The following is an 18,510-nucleotide window of genomic DNA, read 5'->3' as shown; positions in this document are numbered from 1 at the left end:
TCAGGGCTGCACTTGCCTGCGATCAGGGCAGAGGTTCAGCGCGTCGGCCAGGGATTGGGTGTCCAGTAGGAACTGCTGGGCGGCCTGGCGGCGGGCCTGGAGCATGGCCTGGCCGAACAGGTCTCCGTACAACACCGGGCTGCCGGTGACCAGCCGCCGCTCGGCCTGGCGACGGATGCGCATGATGGCCTCGCCGCCATCGAGGTCGTCGCCGTTGATCAGGTCCATGACCTGCTGCCACCAGCCGTAGACGGCCTGGGCGACGGCGAGGCGGGCGAGGTCTTCGGAGTGCGCCGCCGTACAGTTTTCTGCGCCATTGGCGAGGGTGTCGGCCGCCTCGCACCACTCGAGTACTGCTCGTGTGTGGTGGGTGGTGGCCAGCGTTTCGAGCTGTCCCATGGTCTTCTCCTTCGTGAACGAGGTGGAGATGCCAGGCACGGTACGGCCCTGAGGTGCGGGCCGTACCTGTGTCGGCGGTGGTTCAGGCGGTGGCGAGCAGCTTGAACGCGCGGATCTTGGTCTTGGTGTTGTCGTGGTCGCTGAGAAGGGCGCGCTCGGCCCGTACTACGGCGGCCTCGCGCTTGCCGATCACCGGGCTGCGGTGGTCGAGCCGCTCGGTGACGGCGTTGTAGGCGGCCCAGCGGGTGTTTCGGATGGGCTCCTGGGTGGGCGCGGTGGTGAAAAGCCACTCCAGCTCGCGCATCGCCAGGTCGTGTGTTTTGCGGGTGAGCTCCTTGGCCTCCGGGGCCAGCGGGTGCAGGGTGTGGGCGAACTGGCGGAACTCCTTGACGTCCATCGGCATCGCCAGCAACTTCTCGGCCTCGGCGGCGAACGCCTCGCCATGCCGCCAGGTCAGCCGCAGCGCCTCGCGCGCCTCTGTGATCCGTCCCGCGATATGGCCGGTGTGGCGGACCTTGAACATGGAGGCGTGGTTGCGCAGCGCGGCGCGTTCGGTGTTCGCACACACCACCCGCACCGGAGTTGCGACCGTGGTGAACGCGCCCCATCCGTCATGCCGGGAGAATGCCGCCAGATACAGGTCGAGCCGGTCGTGACCGCCCACCATGAGCGGCTCGGGCAGGCGCATGGTGACGAACACCCGTCGCCCGCCGTTCAGCGAGCCGCCGGTGTCGAAGATCGCACCGGACTCGTCGACCAGGGTCTGCAGGAAGTCGGCGACCTCCTCGTTCTGCACGATCTTGTAGTCCTTGCCCACCATGCCGAGACGTTCGGGCTGACCGGAGACCGGATTGGTACGCACGATCATGAAGTCCTCGTCGGAGGTGATGGGCTGGCCGGTGTCGGGGTCGGTGACGGTGCCGACCGGGACCTTGCGGACGTTCCACCCGGCGAGCTGGGCGTTGGTGAGCAATTCCTCGGCCGTCATCGGGCCTGGCGCGGTGTAGCCGAGCCGGTGCCAGCCGGGCCGTCCGGCGGCGGCGAACCCCGCAGAACCGTCGTTGAAGATCTCGATCTCGTGAGCCATGACAGGTGCCTCCCAAGGCAGGTGGTGAAACGGGTGTGAAGGAACGGGTGATGGGGCGGGGCAAGCTCGCGCGAGACGCACGACCCGTAGTGGTGACCGCCCCGGCTGGTGTGGGCGGGGCCGGAGAAGCGCCCCACCCACACCAGGGGCTCAGTCGCCGGAAGTCGCGCTGTCGGCGAGAGCGAAACGGCGGGGGCGCTCGCAAGTCAGCTCGGCCTGACCGAGGCTGACCAGGCGGTCGAGGGCGTTGGCCACCGCCCCAGACGAGGCGTCCAGTACCCGCCCGATCTCGTACGGGGTGAAGTCCTTTCCCGGGTGCTCGGTCAGGTGGTTCAGCACCCGATCCCGCAGGCCGCCGTGCCGCACCGCCCCGGCGGTTCCTCCGCTACGGGTGCCGGTGCGACCCGATCCGCTCCGGGCGGGCGCGGGGTCGATGCCGGTCAGGACAGCGCGGGCAGTGCGGTGTGCTTGAGGTGCCTTGGCCATGGCCATCTCCAACCGGCCCAGGGCCAGCACCGCGTCCTCGTCGCCGTCCATTGCGGAAGCAGCTCCCATGATCAGATCCGCGAGCTCGATCAGCTCGGCCCGTGCCTGAGCACGTGCTGAATCCGCTTCGGGTACGACCACCGGCTCCGCGTCCGGCTCGCCCGCGCTCTCGTCGCCCGTCTTCTCGTCGGCATTGCCCACAACGGTCGGGGAGGAGTCGACCTCGGGTTCCTCTGCGGCCTGGCTGGGCGCGTCAGAACTCGAAGGCCCGGCGTCGGAGCTCTCCCCGTCCGGCGATGCGATCTGCGCGAGAGCCACCTCCCCGTCCGGCTCCTTGTCTAGTCCGGCAATGCCGTCTCCCATCTCCTCCACCGGCTCGTCAGAGGCGGCCGAATCGCCGTCCCTGTCCGTCTCGGGAAGACCGGTGACGTCCGGCGCCTGGTCCGAGGCCGAGACGGGCAGGCTGTCCGTGTCATCCGCGTCTACCGGGTCAGCGGTGACGGGGTACCACTGGTCAGGGGTCCGCCCGCGCCCCTGACCGTCACGGCCGCCCGCCTCGCGCCTGGCCCGGCCCTCTGCTTCGAGCTGGTTGAGGATCTTGCTCGCCGCCACGCGGCTCATTCCCGCCGCCGTACCGATCACCGTGGCGGACGCCCCTGCGTTCACCGCCAGCGCCGCCCACACCGCCTCCTGGCGGGCGTTCGACCCGTCGGCCATGGCCTCACCCGTGGACGGTCCGTCGGGGACGTCCAGGCCCGTGTGGCGTTCGATTCCCCTCACGTCTGAAACACCATCGGAGTTAGGTTCCGTGGCGGGAATTTCGAGTGATTGAATGGCCATTGACGCGCTCCCTTTCCGCGTGTTCCGACCTCACATTCGGGCCGGTGTTTCGTTTGGAGCTCGACCATGTCTCGCATTGTTGGCCATCGCAAGCGAACGCGGAATATTTTTCCTCACCGCAACGGCTGGAGAGGCTAACCTAGCGACGCCTCGAACTAGCTGGGAAAACATCTCGCAAGCAGGTCGCCGCCAGCCCTTGACAAGCGGCGAAAATGCGGGTCGCCCAATATTCATCCGAACGACGGCAAACGATGCCGCGACGTCCATTTCACAGGTGGAAGCTTCTGGTTAATAGACATCTCCCTACTGGACAAGGGCGACGCCACCCGGAAATCACAACGAAAGGAAGCCCTTCTGATACGACTCGTGATTACCGAGAACGACGACATCCTCATGACCGCTGACCACACATACGGGGTGTCGGCCTACAGCCCCAGATAGTCCCTGAACGGAACCGACGCCGTGATCACTCACCCCCCTGACCAAACACGGTTTCCACTGATGGCCCAGGGCCATGCGACCGACAGGCAAGCGTTCAGCCGGCCCTACCGGTCCACCCACGGTCACCCTGATCATCGAAGGGACTGCTTACCCCTGACGGCCCTCACGCCACCGACAGCGCCCCGCGTGCCCCGATGCCCGCGCACACCCCGCCCGCCGCCGTGGCGGCCCTGATAGCCGCGCACGCGCGGGGCAGCGCGGCACGGACGCCGCGACACGTACACCATGACCATCCGGCCCGCGCCCCCGCTGTCAGCTGACACGCCGCACCGCCGTCGGACCCCGGCTCGTCTACCAGGCGGCCGGGGCCGCACATGCCGCCACCACTGACCACCCGCTCCAGACGAACATTCTGCTCAGCCATCACGAGCGGGGTCGGCAAAGCCGGCATCCGGCTGACCAAGAACCGACAACCCGGTCGGCTCCCGGAGCATGACGAGCAGACACCGCGAAACGGCAAGGCAACTCCCAGCGCCTGCCCACGGGGCCGCCCCCATATTCATGTCTCGCCCTTAGGCGAGTCGGGGCGGCCACCGCATCGATCGATACCGGCCTGACCTGCAAAAACGAGGATCGCTCGGCGAGTCGCCCTCAGCAGCAACACCGGCTGCGACAGGAAAAGGAAATAGCGAGCGCAACACCGATTCACGCCCCATCTGCTGACCTTGCTCAGCGAGCGCAACACCCCTATCAGCTGAACAATGGGCAGCGACGGCGACGGCGGTTCCTTAGCGGAGCCGGGCACGCCTTCGTTGCTGGTGGCGCCCATGGAGGCGCTCGCCGGGTGCATGGGGATGACGTCGCGACCACAGCAAGCGCAGCGGCCACCAGCCCGCATCCCTCACCGGGACGCCATCAATGGCCCGCGTGCCGGTCCCCGTCCGGCACGCGGGCAACAGCCGTGCCCCGCCCGTATCGGCCGCAACAGGGCCGCTCGGGCCCACGTCGGCCGACCTGGGAGCCTCCATCGACACCTGCCTCTGATCAACGCTCGGCCTTACCACGGTGCTGACGCGTTCGGACCGTTTCCCTCCGCTGGCAGGAGCGGGCAAGGCCGTCCGCAACGCGTCGGGCCCGGATGCGGTGACGAGCGTCTGCTTGCCGCGCAGAGCCGTCCACCGGTAGTGCAGCACCAGAAATCCCCAACCCGGGAAGTCCTGGCGCAGTCGCTGAAGTTCCCTCCGGGCCCACGGCTCCCAGCCGAACGCGGACACCTGGTCCGCTCCCTCACTCACGACGCCTCCTGCGCCGGCAGCGAAGGGTCCAGACCACCTCCGTCCTGCCCTCCGTCCTGCCCCCAGCGGGCGCGCGCGACATCCTGGGGCAGCCATTTGGTCGCAGCCTCGGGCAACTCATCTCGCGACCCGTCCGACGACTCATCGGCCCCCAACCGGAGCACGCTCTGCTCATGGTGCGCAGGGCCGACGGCCGTGCGAGCCGGTAGCGCCTTCTGCTCGCTCAGCTGCGAAAGGGATCCCGGGCCGGTTGGCACAAGATGGAACTCCGCCCACACCGCGTGCCCGTTGATCCGGTCCCCGCTCACCCCTACCCGAGCCGCCAGCTCGGCCACGCCCAGCAGCCCATATCCGCCCTCCCGTTGTCCCGGGCGCTCCCGGGCCGCCTCGATCGCCCGGCCGAAGTCCGGCACCACCCCACCGCCCAGGTCGTAGACGGACAGCCGCACCCGCTCCGCCGTACGCGCCACCTCCACCACGAACAGGCCCCCGGCCTCACCCGAACGGCTGTGCAGCAGCGCGTTGCTGATGAGTTCCGCCGCCACCCACTCGGCGTCCTCCGCGCACCCCGTGTCGTCCAGCAGCAACCTCACCAGACGACGGGCGGGAGCCGCCTGATCCGCTCGGCCGATGAACGCCCGCCGCCACATCCCCTCCCACCCCTGCCCGCGGCGAGCAGCAGCCAGCACAGGGCCCGGCTGAAGCTCAGGAAAGCCTTCCGCTCGACGCCAACCGCCGCCTTCCTCGCCCACTTGCCCATACGCGGAGAGACCGCGATCGCTTCCGCCGTACACCTGCTGATCCTGCGCCTGCTGCTTGTGGTGCTGATTCATCCGCCGGTCACCTCCGCGACACAGCCCTGGTCCATCCAGGAGCGGCCAGCACCATCACCCACCTCCGTGCCCGAATCACATCCCCACCGCCCCTCGCCCCCGCCAGCGCTGACGACCTGCGATAACCCCGCTACGTCATCCCGCCCGGCCTTGTCGATCACCCCAACCAGCAGCTTGAGCCCCTCATCCGAGGGGCCCTACCTTCCACCCACCCAACGCCCACGTGCCGAACGGAGAACACCATGTCGGGCACCGGCTACCAAGCCCTCCTGGACTGCCGCCGACGCAGCCGCCTGCTGCGCGGACACGGCTTCACCGTCGACCAGATCGCCGTCATCCTCAGCCTCGACCATCCGGCCAGCCCACTACGGCTCTACCGCTACGTCGCCGGGCTCACCGCCGGTCAGGTCATCGCCGCCTACGCCGCCCTCGACCCGACCAACACCGCCACCCTGCGCGAGGCACGTCTCTACGACTACGAGAACTGGCCAAAGGCCGGACGACGCCCGCCGGCCCACGCCCTGATCCTGCTTGCTGCCATCTACGGCACTGCCCCCGTACGCCTCATCTCCTCTGAGACGCTGGGCACCTATCCACCGCCGAGTCAGCGCCTTCTCCTTCGGGGACAGCGTTGACGAGGCCCGATCAGACTCCCGGATTCTTCGCAGTCACCCCAGAAAGGACTGGTACGTACGGCGCGCCTGGGGGCCAGGTTTCGCGTCGATCTCCGCCAGCTGCTCGGTGAGCTGTCGGAACGTCCACTCCACCGCGGGCAGCTTTCCCAGCTCGCCTTGGATGGTCATCATCTGGCACCACAACAGCTCGTTGTAGGGATCGACGCGTTCCACTGCCCATGTCAGAGTCTGCAGAGCGCGGTCGGGATCATCTTTGCGCTCCAACTCAGCCAGCCGTGCCGCCGCCCGCGCCGCTTGGGTAACAGCAGCCTGACGCAGTTGGAGACACCATTCCTCGTCGCGGTCGGCGAGAAGAGGGCCTCGATACAGATCGAGCATCTGCCGCAGCGCCTCCCGTCGGCCTGCTTCATCGCTGACGCGGTTGGCGTGGTCGTACGCTTCTTCGAACCGCCACCAGTCGACATCGAAGTAGGCCGCCGGCAACCGCCGTCGCTGCCCCGCCTTCACCACGAACTTCACATCTGCCCCAAGCCCGGTCGCCTGACGCATGGAGCCGTTGATATCCCGCACCGCCGTCTCCAACCGGCGAGCACCACGCTCTTCCTCTCCCGGCCACAGCCGATCGATCACAGCGCTCGACGGCTCCCCCTCCCGCGACGTGGCCAGCAAGGCGAACAGGGCACGCCCCTCCGACCGACCGAACGACACCTCCTGGCCTGCCACAGTCACCCGCATGGCCCCCAGTACTTGAACCTTCGCCAAGCCCGGTGAGGACGTTGTCACTGCCGGCACGGATGGCTCGGGCCGAATGGACACAGGGGACGTCACCATGGATTCGGGACGGATCCCGCAGTCCGAATCGAGGACTACCGAAAGCGCCCCTGCCTTCTCACACATGCCGGAATCCCCACGGATCGAGCCAGCCGGCGCCGCGGCAACCGACGCCTCCGTCAACACGGCCTCCCCAGGCAAACCAGTACTGGCCGAAGAACTGGCAGCACCTGACTTGTTTCTCGCCATGCGCACCCGCACCCAGCGGATCAGCAGTCCGGTGAACAGCATCACCATCAGAGCGAAGACTGCGGCTCCCCCCAGGGCCGGCCAGGCTCCATGAGCCGCTTGCTCCCCGGTGGGATGCATGCCTGGTGCGCTGGGCCGGAGACCGACGGCGCCGGTCGGCTTGGCAGGCGGCAGTACCGAGCGTACGACCGTCGGGGAAGACGCCGATGGGGTCGGTTGGAGCAAGCGCCCGAGTGCAAGCCGGTACCCCTTGAGCCGGTGCCGGCGGCTCCCCTCTGCCTCCCTGATCCGGCCGGGTCGCGGCTGTGTGACCTGCCTCCGGTCGCCTGCCCCCGCGTCCCCCTCCCGCCGGCTTGACGGGCGCACTCTCTCTCCCCTGCGCGCTCCTGCTCTCGCCTGCGGTCGCGATTCCTGCGCCGGTGCCGTCCTGGTGCCGGCAATGTCAGGTCTGACAGGTGAGGTGTTCGTCCGGATGCGTGGACGTGCTGAGGAAGCAGAGGGCCGACGAGCCTCCTCCAAGCGACCCACCACATCCATCGGTCGCCCGCTCAGGAAGTCATCGGTGATCGCGGCGCACCATTTATCGATGTCGAACATCTCTCGGCCGGGCCCTTGAACTTCCGCGCATTGCCGCCCAACGACCGTACTCGCCTGCGACCCACTACCTAGGAAGACGCCAGCTGCAACGGCAGCCAAAAGAGGGCAATAGGCCAGGGAACGCACATATCCACTTTTATCTCTCGTGGGAGAATTCTGCCGAGTCATCGGGCACCCTCCACAAGAGACGTTTAGATCACCACCTGTCTATCAGCCTCCCTACCCCTTCTTGATCATGGATATGAAGCCGGCCACGCCAAGACTTTCATCGGTCTCTATAAAGTCTTCACACGTACCGAAACCCGTCAGAACCGAAAAACGGGCGCAGTTGCCTCGTCGAGCAAACAGGCGTTTGAGAAGGTCTTTTTCCAGGATATGCGCCGGTTCCCCCATGTACCCGTCGCAGTCGCAGTGACCGGGTCCTTCTCATTGGTACAGAGGTGGGCATCCCCCGGGAGTCGATCGAAGTCGCCATTGACGTCCGCCAGCAGATCGCAAACGACGCTTCCGTACGGATGCTGATCGGCTCGGCCCGGGCAGTAGATACCGATCGCTCTGAGCCAGGTCCCCTGCTTGCCAGAAACCATCAGAAAGAGTCCGTTTTCCTTCGGCGCAGCATGGACGGGAGAGGCGGACGGCAGGACACATGCGATGGCAGCACAGACCACGAAAAGAGATCGACGCATGACTTCTCCAGAAGTTGGTGACAACTTTGAGTCTCAACAAGACTACTCTCAGTTATCAAACTCCGTCTGGTGTCTGCACGGTAAGCCCTTGGCGACCTGGCGAAGCCCACTTTCCGCAGGCGAGGCACGCGCGGCGACTCAGGCCGTCAGCTCCAGGAACTCGCCGACCACCCGAACGTGCCTGTGCTCCGTGAGTTTGCCGCGTAGATCATCCATCGTGGCGGTGGAGCGAGCCGAGTCGACTCCGCCGAGGCAGCGCACCGCGTGCTCGGCGACGGTGACCGCCTGGTCGAAGTCGCCCAGCGCCAGGTGAGCATCGGCGGCCCGTGCCAGGTAAATGGCGTGGGTCCGGGGATACTGCTCGTCCCCCGCGTAGTTGGCATCGATCGCGGCGTCGAAACCACGAAGGGCCTCTCGATGATCGCCCAGTTCCAGCGCGGACGACCCGGCGATCATCTCGACCTCTCCCCGGTCGACCCAGTAGAGGTAGCTCGGGTCGTCATCATGGGGGCCGGCGTCAAGCAGATCGCGCGCATCGTCGAGAGCGCGAGCGCAGGCTCGCCTGTCGCCCGCCTTGGAGTAGGAGCGTGCCGCACGGGCGGCGAGCATGGCGCGAAACCGGGGAGTCGCTTTGCGCTTGGTCTGCGCGCGAGCGGCCTCGACGAGGGCGACCGCATCGCGCGGATCACCCGCGGTGTAGTGCTGAATCGCACGAAATGACAATGCATAGGCGCCTACCAGCGGATCTCCGGCGGTTGCGGAGGCGCGCAGCGAAGCGTCGAAGTAGCGCTCAGCTTGAGCGTGATAGCCGTCGTCGAAGTGCACCCAGGCGCAGCAGCGTGCGGCTTCGGCGGCGGCGGAGTACAAGCGGCGGCCGGTGTGCTCGTCGAAGCGCGCCTCCTGCACGAGGCCCACGATGAACCCGAACTCTGCCATGGCCAACCCGCGCAACTGGGCGCTGCCGAGCGCGTCATCCAGGTGGCGAAGGTGATCGAGGCGGACCTCGAGATGGTCCATCATGTGCGGCGTGATCTGCCGGCGACCGGTCGAGACCGGGCTGGTCATCGCGGCTACAGCATCCTGCCAGCCGGCGATGGAGACTCCGAGAGCAGCCGACGACATGATCAGGAACTTCCGCCGGTCCACCGGGCCTCCCCCTGCGAGATCAGTCAGCACTTCCACCGTAACTGTCTGATCCCCGAAGCTGGGAGTCCTATTTGTCCTGCTGAGTGCGGCGGCCAGCCAGTCTGGCCACTTAACCGTCTTCACCAGCGCGGTTGGGACCCCATGCAGCTCCGCGATGGCCATTTGAGCCGAAGGCTCAGGCGAGGCGCGGCCAGATTCCCAGCGGTAGATCTTCTGCCGCTGATGGGCCAGTGCCCCGAAACCCAGCGACCGATGCTTGGCATCCAGCAAACATGCGTACTCGGCCATGGACACGCCGAGCTCATTGCGCAAGACCGTCAATGGGTGCGGCTTCGTGACCGCTCCTGTCATAACGCTGCTCCCGAGGGGGTGGGCGTGCGTTCCAGCACTCTCACCTTCTCGCGCTCTCATCAAGGCGCCCAGACACCTGGCGCGAGAGACTACAACCAGCGAGCGAGAGACTACACGTGATCTCTGGCAAGTGCCCTGGCAGCCGGTTTTCATAGCCACAGCACGACTTTCTGCTTCGGCGGCACTGCCCTCCATTCCTTGAGAGCGGCCGCACCGCACGTCTCAGTGCGGGCCGTCCCGTCCTACTCCCGCGGAGGAGTCTGTCTCGCATGCACAGAATCGCCCTGTTCGGCTTGCCTGGAGCCGGCAAGTCCACCTTTGCCACTTTGCTGGTCGAGGAATTCGAGAAGGCAGGGATTTCGGCGGCGATCGTGAAGATCGGCGCACCGCTCTATGAACTCCAGTCACTGATTCACACCCTCGCCGGGCGGCCGATGCTGTCTGCCTCGCAACAGGATGGACTGCTCCTCAACGACCTGGCCGGTCATCTTCGCCGCATCAACTCGGCCTCGCTGACCGACCTGTTCGCCGCCCGGGTGACGTCGGCCGCTCCCGGCACGGGGTTGGTGTGCGACGACTTGCGCGCGCCCGACGTGGCTGCCGTGGAGCGGCTCGGATTCATCCTGGTGGAGGTGCAGGCGCCTGAAGCGGTACGTCAAGCCCGCAAGCAGGGGCGCGGGGACCTCACTCCTGGGCGAGAGGATCATCCCAGTGAGGCTCCGATCGATCGAACGCCGCACTACCGAGTGGCCAACGACAGCACGCTCACCGCCTTGCGGCATGAGGCGGCCACCCTCATCAAGAGGCTGGACAAGGGATGATCCTCACCGGCCAGGCAATCACCGCCGAACAAGCCGCAGGCCGCATCGTCATCGAGCCGTTCGAGCCCGAACTGGTCAATCCCAACAGCGTCAACTACCGGCTCGGGCCGACGCTGCGCCTGCACCGCAGCCGGGTGATCGACCCACTCGGGGACCATCCCACGCACGAGATCGCCATCCCCGAGACCGGGATCGTGCTCCATCCTCACCGGGTCTATCTGGGAACCACGCTGGAACGGATCGGCAGCGAACACTTCGTGCCCTCTCTGATCGGCCGCTCCTCCTTGGGCAGGCTCGGCGTGTTCCTGCAGGTCTCGGCCGATCTGGGGAATCTCGGCGCCGTTCATCGCTGGACCTTGGAGATCGTCGTCGTCCAGCCGATCCGGGTGTACCCGGGGATGATCGTCGGCCAGGTGTCGTTCTGGGTTCCCGCCGGCCCGATCCGCCCTTACGACGGCCACTTCGGCTCCTTCTCCACCGCGGTGACTCCACCGCCACGCCTGCTGACCTCGTCCTCCGGAGGCTTTCGATGATCTTGACTGGCGCGGAGATCGTCCGCCAGCACCGGGACGGACGGATCACCATCGATCCGTTCACCCCCGATCAGGTCAATCCGAACAGCTACAACTTCCGCCTCGGCTCGACCATCAAGACCTACACCGACCCGGTGCTGAACGTCGCTGAGCCCAATGCGGTCACCGAAATACAGCTCGCCTCCACCGGACTGGTATTGGAACCCGACCGGATCTACCTCGGCCACACCCTGGAAGTGATGGGCAGTGACCATTACGTGCCGATCATCAGGGCCCGCTCCGGCATCGCCCGGCTCGGGCTGTTCGTGCACGTCACCGCCGATCTGATCGACATCGGCTCGCACAACCAATGGACGCTCCAACTGCACGCCGTACAGCCGGTCCGCATCTATCCCGGCCTGCTCATCGGGCAGGTGACGTTCTGGGCCGCCCGAGGGGACATCACTCTCTACAGCGGCAAATACCAAGGCGCGCGGGGTCCGCGAGAGTCGGAGATCCACCGCGACTTCCTCTCCGCGACGGCGGCGCCCGCATGACACTCAACGCTGCCCTGACATGTGATGACGGACAGGGCCGCCAGGTCATCTCCGCTGCCTGGAAGCTGATCGCCGCGCGCTACATCGTCGAACGCCATCAGATCGGCGCCGCCATCCTCGACCGTGACGGCGGCGTCCACGTCGGCCTGCACCTGGACGCGATGGTCGGACGAGCAGCCGTTTGCGCCGAAGCCGTCGCTCTCGGCGTCGCCCGTATGGCCACCAATGCGCCGCTCGTCATGGTCGCCGCGGTACGCCACCCCAAGCCCAGCGAGACGGCACCCGCCCGGCTCGTCCCGCCCTGCGGACTGTGCCGGGAACTGCTGCTCGACCATGCCCCCGACTTGACCGTGGTCGTCCCCGGACCGCGCGGCGGCTCGGTCATGCCCCTGGCCCACCTGCTTCCGCACAAATACGTCGGGTCCAAGTGGGCCTCATCGCACGTGCGCTCCTGAAGGGAAGAGAGATGGACTTTCGTACCCCCGAACTGGACAAGCTCGCCGCCGAGACAGTCCCCCAGGCGTACTTCGAACTGTCGGCGGAAGACGCACGCGACCGATACTTCGCCGACACCCGGATGCTCGACGGCAAGCAGCTGGCCCACAACAGGTTCCGCACCAATCCGCGCACCCTGGTCGACCATCTGCTCGACCAGCTCGCTCTGACGGGCAACGAGCGGTGGCTGGATCTCGGCTGCGGTAACGGCTTCATCGCCGAGCAGATCCGCCCGCACCTGCCCCAGGGCCAGGTCGTCGGCCTCGACATCGCCCCCGGCGTACTCGACGCGGCCCGGCAGCGTCTCGCCGGCGTCGCCACCCCGTGCGACTGGATCGAAGGCAGCGCCGACGACCTGTCGATGTTCAGCGACAACGTGTTCGATCGGGTGACAGCGATCTACATGATGCATTACGTCCCCGACATCGCCGCCTGTTTCCGCGAAGTGAGACGAGTTCTCGCCACCGGCGGGCGGTTCGTCGTCACCACCGACCGACCTGACTCGATGGTGGAGATGTTCGGGGTCCACTTCGCTGCCATGAAGCAGATGGATGCGCCCGCTCATCTGTTCAAGGCCACGCCGAAGGCGCGGATCTCCCTGGACAACGGCCGCGAACAGCTCGCTCCGTACTTCGCCACCGTCGAGCTCGTCACCTGGCAGGACCAGCTGCGGTTCACCGCCGTCGGTCCCTTCCTCGACTTCTACGCCGCCCACAACTACTGCTGCGCCGCCTCCCGGCCGGGCGACGGCCTCGAGCCCGGCTTCTTCACCGAACTGCGTGAACGGGCTGGCGAATACGTCCAGCAGGCGATCGACAGGGACGGCTATTTCGCTGTCACCAAGTTCACCGGCTCCTTCGTCTGCCAGTAAGGGAGGTCCGAACATGAGCACGTCCATGCTGGTCGGACTCAGGGACGCCCGAGTTCTGATCACCGGTGGAGCGGGGCTGATCGGCGCGGCCATCGCTCGTCAGCTGCAGTCGTTGGGAGCCATCGCCATCGTGCTGGACAACCTGTCCGGCTACGACCCGGCCACCTACGCCACCTTGGGCATCAGCCCCACCAGCCCCGGCCTGACGCTTGGCGATATCAACGATATGCCCCTTCTGCGGCGGCTCGCCCGGGGAAGCGACTTCATCGTCCACGCCGCCGCCCATTCAACCGTGGCCGGCTGCAGCCGCGATCCTGACGCCGCGTTCCGCGCCAACACCGCCGGAACCCACCACGTCCTGCAAGCCGCCGCGGCGGGCAACGTCCGCCGACTCGTCTTCATTTCCTCAGCTCAGGTCTACGGCCACGGCACGGAGGGCCTCGACCAAGTGCAGACCTTCGTCGAAGACCAGCCGATGAGCCCGCTCAATCCGTACGCATCGGCGAAGTTGTGGGGCGAGTACCACACCAGGCACCTGCTGGAGGCAGCCGGCACGGACTACAGCATCGTCCGCCCCTTCTCCGTCTACGGTGAACGACAGATCCCCAAACCAGGCGCCTGGTCATGGGTGGTGGCGCAATTCTGCATGTACGCCACGCTCGGGCAACGGCTGCCGCTCAACAACAGCGGCCGCCAGGTGCGTGACTTCGTCCACGTCGACGACGCGGCCCACGGCATCTGCCTGGCACTGGTCGCCCCCGCAGCGAGCGGCGCCACGTTCAACATCGGCACCGGCCTGACCACCAGTGTCCGCCACGTCGCCGAGCTGGTCCGCGACCACCTACCAAGGACGGAGTTCGAAGCCGCCCCCCGGCCTCTTCACGACCCGCTCGGAGGCCGAGCCGATATCACCCGCATGACCGAGACGCTGGGCTGGCAGCCCACGATCACGGTCTCCGAAGGCGTCACCCGTTACCTGTCCTGGTTGCACGCGACTCCCGGCGCCATCCCCGCGTGGTTGCCCGGCGAGCGCGACCGCGTCGCCACCTGGAAGTCGGCTCGATAACACCCTGGACAGGTGATCCGCTCTGATGAAGAGAACGCTTCGCACTGCGGTCATCGGCCTCGGCTGGGCCGGGACCGTCCATGCCCGCGTCTTGAGCCGAATGGAAGGGATCGACCTGGTCGCGGTCGCCGATTCCGACCCTGAGCAGCTCGCGCGCTATCCGTCCCTGCACCAGGCCACCCACATGGAGCAGCTCCTCCACCTCGGCCTGGACTACTGCGTGGTCGCCACGCCGACAGAGACCCACGAAGAGATCGGACTGATGCTGGCTGCTGCCGGAATCAACGCCCTCATCGAAAAGCCGCTCGCCTCCAACCTGGCGGCCGCAGTACGCCTTGCCGACGCCTTCGACCATGAAGGTCTCATGGCCTGCGTCGGCCACACCGAACGGCGCAATCCTGCCATCCGGGACCTGGCAGGACGCCTGCACGCAGGAGACTACGGCTCCATCTACGCCATCGCCACGCGCCGGCACAGCCCGTTCCCCGACCGGATCCGAGACGTCGGCGTGGTCACCGACATCGGTATCCATGACGTCGACCTGGTCACCTGGCTCACCGGGCGTCGCATCCGATCCGTCACGGCACACATCGCGCACATCAGCGGCGGGCCCCATGAAGACTTCGCCACTGCCACCTGCGTGCTGGACAACGGCGTGCTCGCCACCCTCCAGCTGAGCAGGATCGCGCCGTTCAAGGAGCGCACCATCACTCTCTTCACCAGCGCCGGCTGCGTCACCGTGGACGCGATCACACGCACGGTCGACCACACCACCAATGCCGCCCTCGGCAGCGACCGAGGTCTGCGGAACGGCTTCCCCGGCATGGACGCCGGCTCCATCACCCGATTCCAGGTATCCGGTCTCGAGCCGTTTCACGTCCAGAACCTCGCCTTTCGCGACGCACTTCTGGGGCTGCCCGCCCAGTTGGTCACCTTGCGCGAAGGCGTTGCTGCAGTCGCCGCCACCGAGGCGATCCTCAGCTCCGCCCGGACCGGGACCAGCGCCACGGTGTCCTGGCCCGGCAGGGATCACGGACTCGCCGCCTTCCTCATCGCCGAAAGGACCAGCTCGTGACATTCACCATCGACACCGTCGTCCAGTTCTTCCCCCGAGGCGGCTCAGCCCAAGTGATCCGCTACCTCAACGGAGAACTCGTGCGCCGCGCGCACAACTGTCGCGTTCTATGCGGCTCCCTCGGTCAACCAGGCGAACTCAGCCACGCCGCCAGCTTCTATCAGGGGCTGGACGTGGCGGCCATGGACTACACGCCCGCAGCCACCACCTACGCTCAAGGCGGCAGCGGCATGGACGGACAGGCCTCTCCCTTCCACCCCTCCTACGAGGATCGAGGCCCGCACGCCCCTGATCGCATGTTCACCGCCATCTCTCCGCACACGACACAACACCTGATCCGTGCCTGGACCAGGCATCTGACCGCGCATCGAAGCTCGCGAGCGGACGTCGTCCACATCCACCATCTCAGCCAACTGCAGGCCGTGGTCACGCGTGCCTACTCCAGCGCTGCCCGCGTGACCACCCTGCACGGCACCGATCTCAAACTGCTCGACCAGGCACAACAGCACGCCCGGCTGGCCGCCGAACTACAGGTGCCGCTCGCCACGCTGGCTCAGGCCTGCCGCCACCCCGACCCGACTGCCCGCCACGACGCCCTCGCCGTCCTGCTCCCCGCATCAGCCGATCCCGAACTCGGCGCGAAGATTCACGCAGTGGACTGGCGGCATTGGGCATACGCCGACGTCTGGGCCGCGTGCATGCAGGCCTATGCCCGTCAGACGGGCCGTCTCGTCGTGGTCTCCGCCAGCGACCGCAGCGAGGCGAGCCGGCTTCTCGACATTCCCGCCGACGACATCACCGTCATCCCGAACGGCGTGGACATCACCCGCTTCGTCCCACAGCACCTCACCGAGGGACAACGCCTGGCGCTGCTACGCCACTGGCTCGTCGAAGATCCGCAAGGGTGGACACCGGGACAGCCGCCAGGCAGCATCCGCTACACCGACGAAGACCTCGGCAGCCTGCTCACCACCGAAGGCCGGCTGCGGCCTCTTGTGCTCTGGGTCGGCCGCTACCAGCAGGTCAAACGGCTGCCTCTGCTGCTTGAAGCGTTTGCCGCAGTGATCAAGGAGACCTCTCCAGCTCCTGCCCTGCTGCTGTGGGGCGGGTACCCCGGCGAGGCCGAAGGCGAACATCCCTACGACACGGTGCGCAGGCTCGGCTTGGACCGGCACGTCTACCTGCTCGGCTGGCGCGGGCACGACGAGCTCCCCACCGGCCTCAACTGCGCCGACCTCATGGCAGCGCCCGCGGTCAACGAAAGCTTCGGCATGGTCTACATCGAAGCAGCCGCCTGCGGGGTTGCCCCCATCGCCGCTGCGGCCGGTGGACCGGCGACTCTGATCACTGCCCAGGGACCCCAGGCGAACGGGTGGCTGGTCAAGCCGGACGACGTCCAGGATCTCGCCCAGACTCTCCTCACCGCACTCACCCACCGCGACGAGCGCACCCGCAGGGCGGCCAACGCCCTCCAGCTCGTCCGTCAGCGATATGCCTGGTCCCGGGTCGCCGACCGCTACGAGGACGTGTACCAAGAGGCACATCGAGACCGATGACCCGTTGTTCCAACCCGTGCGACGCCGGTCATGACCTGCGCTAACCTCGACCCCATTCCCGCCGGTCGACCAGGCAGGATGAAACAGACGCCGGCAGAAGGGGCGATCGTGTGAGCGTCGGGCAGTCCACCACGCACCACATCGACATGCGCGACGACACCGTCATCAAGCGATACCGATCGTGGGACAGGCGTGAGCCCGAACGCGAGTGGGCGGCACTGACGCTGCTGGCCGAACACGCCCCCGGCCTCGCCCCCACACCGGTTCAGGCCGCCCTCACGGCCGATCCACCCACCATCGTGATGAGCCGCCTGCCCGGCGTCCCGCTCCGGGGCCGGCGTGCCAAGACCGAGCACCTCGCCGCGATGGCAACCGCCCTGACCCGCCTGCACCAAGCCATCCCCTTCCACGCCGTCGAAGCGCTCCCGGCCGCCGCGTGGCATCCCGCCGCCGCGGTGGCCAAGGTCCGCATGTGGGCCGACAAGAAGCCCGACCTCGGCAAGGACCCTCGCGTGTCGGAAGCCTTCGCCCGCGGAACTGCGTGGCTGGCCACGACCGCTCCCGACGAACTCATCACCAACCCGCTCCCCCCGGTTCTCGGTTTGGCGGACGGGAACCTCGCCAATTACCTCTGGGATGCGGCCACAGACCAGGTCCGCATCATCGACTGGGAGGACTCGGGAAGCAGTGATCGCGCCTTCGAGCTGGCCGAAGTAGCGGAGCACATCTCCCACATCGATGGCCACTTCGACAGTGACAACCTCCTGGCCCTCCTTGGCCTGGCACCGCTCGAAGCCATCCGTGTACGCGACTTCCGCCGGCTGCTCGCACTCGGATGGTTTCTCATGCTCGGCCCGGACGGCCCCTTCGCCTCCCGCAACCCACCTGGTGCACTCCAGCGACAGGCCGACCGCGTCCTCGCGCTCCTTGATGCATAGCGTCCCATCCACCTGATCGCCCTATGCCTGCCGTGGAAGGCGAGGGACCTCGTTGAGCTTGACCCTCTCGTTCACGTGGCCACGCCTTAGTGGTCCACAAGGGGGTCATACTCTGGCGTTTCCCCTGGATGATGGGTTCGGCGATGTTCCTGCACCATGCTCCGGTAGACGGCTGCCGCCTGGCTGTGGCGGCCCCGGCCGGTCTCCTCGTAGCCGCCCCTACCGTCCTGGCGCAGCACGAAGTACTCCCCGCCTTGCGACGCCAACTCATACACCCCGCAGCAAGAGGTGGCGACGACTCTCACTCTGCCGCTCCCGCGCCACCCCTCATGCGGTTCCCACTCGAACATCGACGCGAGCTCAGCCGGCCGCGAGCTGCGGCGGGTTTTCGTCATCGGTGACTCCTTCCCACTGCGGTTGCTGGCGGGAGACCGTGCGGGGAGCTGGAACGGGTCCGCAAGCGACGCCCGTCGACCCGCGGACGAACCCTGTTTGGATCTTGGTGACCTGTAGGAGCGCGAGAACGATCCCGGAATCCATCGGCATGACCTTTGCGCGAGATGCAAGGCGCCCGGGCCTTGCAAAGGGTGGTCAGAAGCGGCGAGCCAGCATGCGGATGGTTGAACTTCAGGGCGGGGCGATCTCAGTCGGCGAATGCGTAGAGGGCAGAACAGCCCATGAGAAGCCGCGTCTCACCCGAACCCGCCGGGGACTGCCTTGGAAGAAGTCGTCAGCCATCAGCGGGCGCAGGCCGAACGCGAGCAGGTGCGCCCGGCCTGCGCCCATTGATGCGGTTCGGCGGG

The 18,510-nt window shown here is 67.0% G+C and carries 17 protein-coding genes; 10 read left to right on the top strand and 7 right to left on the bottom strand.

Annotated elements, in window-relative coordinates:
- From HII36_RS19175 to HII36_RS19160, 4 genes are all read right to left on the bottom strand, one after another.
- Positions 1-399, bottom strand: coding sequence for a hypothetical protein (locus HII36_RS19175; protein ID WP_173524580.1), 399 nt, complete (start codon positions 397-399; stop codon positions 1-3).
- A gap of 82 nt (positions 400-481) precedes the next feature.
- Complete coding sequence (locus HII36_RS19170) at positions 482-1,486, bottom strand: DUF932 domain-containing protein (protein ID WP_173524579.1); 1,005 nt, start codon at positions 1,484-1,486, stop codon at positions 482-484.
- A gap of 150 nt (positions 1,487-1,636) precedes the next feature.
- On the bottom strand, positions 1,637-2,752 hold the full coding sequence (locus HII36_RS19165; protein ID WP_173524578.1) for a hypothetical protein: 1,116 nt from the start codon (positions 2,750-2,752) through the stop codon (positions 1,637-1,639).
- Between the two features lie 1,792 nt (positions 2,753-4,544).
- Complete coding sequence (locus tag HII36_RS19160) at positions 4,545-5,381, bottom strand: ATP-binding protein (RefSeq protein ID WP_173524577.1); 837 nt, start codon at positions 5,379-5,381, stop codon at positions 4,545-4,547.
- 242 nt (positions 5,382-5,623) lie between these two features.
- On the opposite strand from HII36_RS19160, the gene HII36_RS19155 reads away from it, so the two are divergent.
- Positions 5,624-6,016 carry a hypothetical protein gene (locus tag HII36_RS19155; RefSeq protein WP_173524576.1) on the top strand — a complete coding sequence of 131 codons (393 nt, stop codon included), beginning with the start codon at positions 5,624-5,626 and terminating at the stop codon, positions 6,014-6,016.
- A 33-nt stretch (positions 6,017-6,049) separates the two neighbouring features.
- Here HII36_RS19155 and HII36_RS19150 read toward each other — a convergent pair whose 3' ends face one another.
- From HII36_RS19150 to HII36_RS19140, 3 genes are all read right to left on the bottom strand, one after another.
- Positions 6,050-7,084, bottom strand: a complete 1,035-nt coding sequence (locus HII36_RS19150; protein ID WP_173524575.1) for an AfsR/SARP family transcriptional regulator — start codon at positions 7,082-7,084, stop codon at positions 6,050-6,052.
- Positions 7,085-7,938: 854 nt separating this feature from the next.
- Complete coding sequence (locus tag HII36_RS59210; RefSeq protein ID WP_407940812.1) at positions 7,939-8,220, bottom strand: SSI family serine proteinase inhibitor; 282 nt, start codon at positions 8,218-8,220, stop codon at positions 7,939-7,941.
- A gap of 237 nt (positions 8,221-8,457) precedes the next feature.
- Positions 8,458-9,759 carry a transcriptional regulator gene (locus HII36_RS19140; protein WP_173524573.1) on the bottom strand — a complete coding sequence of 434 codons (1,302 nt, stop codon included), beginning with the start codon at positions 9,757-9,759 and terminating at the stop codon, positions 8,458-8,460.
- A gap of 326 nt (positions 9,760-10,085) precedes the next feature.
- On the opposite strand from HII36_RS19140, the gene HII36_RS19135 reads away from it, so the two are divergent.
- From HII36_RS19135 to HII36_RS19095, 9 genes are all read left to right on the top strand, one after another.
- A complete protein-coding gene (locus HII36_RS19135; RefSeq protein WP_173524572.1) occupies positions 10,086-10,637 on the top strand; it encodes an AAA family ATPase in 552 nt (183 codons plus the stop codon).
- Complete coding sequence (locus tag HII36_RS19130; protein ID WP_173524571.1) at positions 10,634-11,170, top strand: dCTP deaminase; 537 nt, start codon at positions 10,634-10,636, stop codon at positions 11,168-11,170. The genes HII36_RS19135 and HII36_RS19130 overlap by 4 nt, the downstream gene beginning before the upstream one ends.
- A 2-nt stretch (positions 11,171-11,172) precedes the next feature.
- The gene (locus tag HII36_RS19125) at positions 11,173-11,706 is read left to right on the top strand and encodes a dCTP deaminase (protein ID WP_217369691.1); all 534 of its coding nucleotides are present in this window, start codon (positions 11,173-11,175) and stop codon (positions 11,704-11,706) included.
- The gene (locus HII36_RS19120; RefSeq protein ID WP_173524569.1) at positions 11,703-12,161 is read left to right on the top strand and encodes a cytidine/deoxycytidylate deaminase family protein; all 459 of its coding nucleotides are present in this window, start codon (positions 11,703-11,705) and stop codon (positions 12,159-12,161) included. The genes HII36_RS19125 and HII36_RS19120 overlap by 4 nt, the downstream gene beginning before the upstream one ends.
- A gap of 11 nt (positions 12,162-12,172) precedes the next feature.
- Entirely contained in the window at positions 12,173-13,072 is a 900-nt protein-coding gene (locus HII36_RS19115; RefSeq protein ID WP_173524568.1) for a class I SAM-dependent methyltransferase, read from the top strand.
- Positions 13,073-13,085: 13 nt separating this feature from the next.
- Positions 13,086-14,138, top strand: a complete 1,053-nt coding sequence (locus HII36_RS19110) for an NAD-dependent epimerase/dehydratase family protein (RefSeq protein WP_217369690.1) — start codon at positions 13,086-13,088, stop codon at positions 14,136-14,138.
- Positions 14,139-14,163: 25 nt separating this feature from the next.
- Positions 14,164-15,213: a Gfo/Idh/MocA family protein gene (locus HII36_RS19105; protein ID WP_173524567.1), complete on the top strand. Its 1,050-nt coding sequence runs from the start codon at positions 14,164-14,166 to the stop codon at positions 15,211-15,213.
- Entirely contained in the window at positions 15,210-16,769 is a 1,560-nt protein-coding gene (locus HII36_RS19100; RefSeq protein ID WP_173524566.1) for a glycosyltransferase family 4 protein, read from the top strand. Before HII36_RS19105 ends, HII36_RS19100 begins: the two co-directional genes overlap by 4 nt.
- Positions 16,770-16,879: 110 nt before the next feature.
- Positions 16,880-17,707: a phosphotransferase family protein gene (locus HII36_RS19095; RefSeq protein WP_217369689.1), complete on the top strand. Its 828-nt coding sequence runs from the start codon at positions 16,880-16,882 to the stop codon at positions 17,705-17,707.
- Positions 17,708-18,510: the final 803 nt, after the last annotated feature.

Source organism: Nonomuraea antri (assembly GCF_013283785.1).
GTDB classification, from domain to species: Bacteria; Actinomycetota; Actinomycetes; order Streptosporangiales; family Streptosporangiaceae; genus Nonomuraea; species Nonomuraea antri.
Note: the sequence above shows the minus strand (reverse complement) of the source record. Positions and strands in the feature narration are given on the sequence as shown.

Excerpts from the sequence above, each read along its gene's own strand:
- HII36_RS19175 (WP_173524580.1), bottom strand. The coding sequence starts at position 399 with ATGGGACAGCTCGAAACGCTGGCCACCACCCACCACACACGAGCAGTA.
- HII36_RS19170 (WP_173524579.1), bottom strand. The coding sequence starts at position 1,486 with ATGGCTCACGAGATCGAGATCTTCAACGACGGTTCTGCGGGGTTCGCC.
- HII36_RS19160 (WP_173524577.1), bottom strand. The coding sequence starts at position 5,381 with ATGAATCAGCACCACAAGCAGCAGGCGCAGGATCAGCAGGTGTACGGC.
- HII36_RS19155 (WP_173524576.1), top strand. The coding sequence starts at position 5,624 with ATGTCGGGCACCGGCTACCAAGCCCTCCTGGACTGCCGCCGACGCAGC.
- HII36_RS19150 (WP_173524575.1), bottom strand. The coding sequence starts at position 7,084 with ATGGTGATGCTGTTCACCGGACTGCTGATCCGCTGGGTGCGGGTGCGC.
- HII36_RS59210 (WP_407940812.1), bottom strand. The coding sequence starts at position 8,220 with ATGGTTTCTGGCAAGCAGGGGACCTGGCTCAGAGCGATCGGTATCTAC.
- HII36_RS19135 (WP_173524572.1), top strand. The coding sequence starts at position 10,086 with ATGCACAGAATCGCCCTGTTCGGCTTGCCTGGAGCCGGCAAGTCCACC.
- HII36_RS19130 (WP_173524571.1), top strand. The coding sequence starts at position 10,634 with ATGATCCTCACCGGCCAGGCAATCACCGCCGAACAAGCCGCAGGCCGC.
- HII36_RS19120 (WP_173524569.1), top strand. The coding sequence starts at position 11,703 with ATGACACTCAACGCTGCCCTGACATGTGATGACGGACAGGGCCGCCAG.
- HII36_RS19115 (WP_173524568.1), top strand. The coding sequence starts at position 12,173 with ATGGACTTTCGTACCCCCGAACTGGACAAGCTCGCCGCCGAGACAGTC.
- HII36_RS19110 (WP_217369690.1), top strand. The coding sequence starts at position 13,086 with ATGAGCACGTCCATGCTGGTCGGACTCAGGGACGCCCGAGTTCTGATC.
- HII36_RS19105 (WP_173524567.1), top strand. The coding sequence starts at position 14,164 with ATGAAGAGAACGCTTCGCACTGCGGTCATCGGCCTCGGCTGGGCCGGG.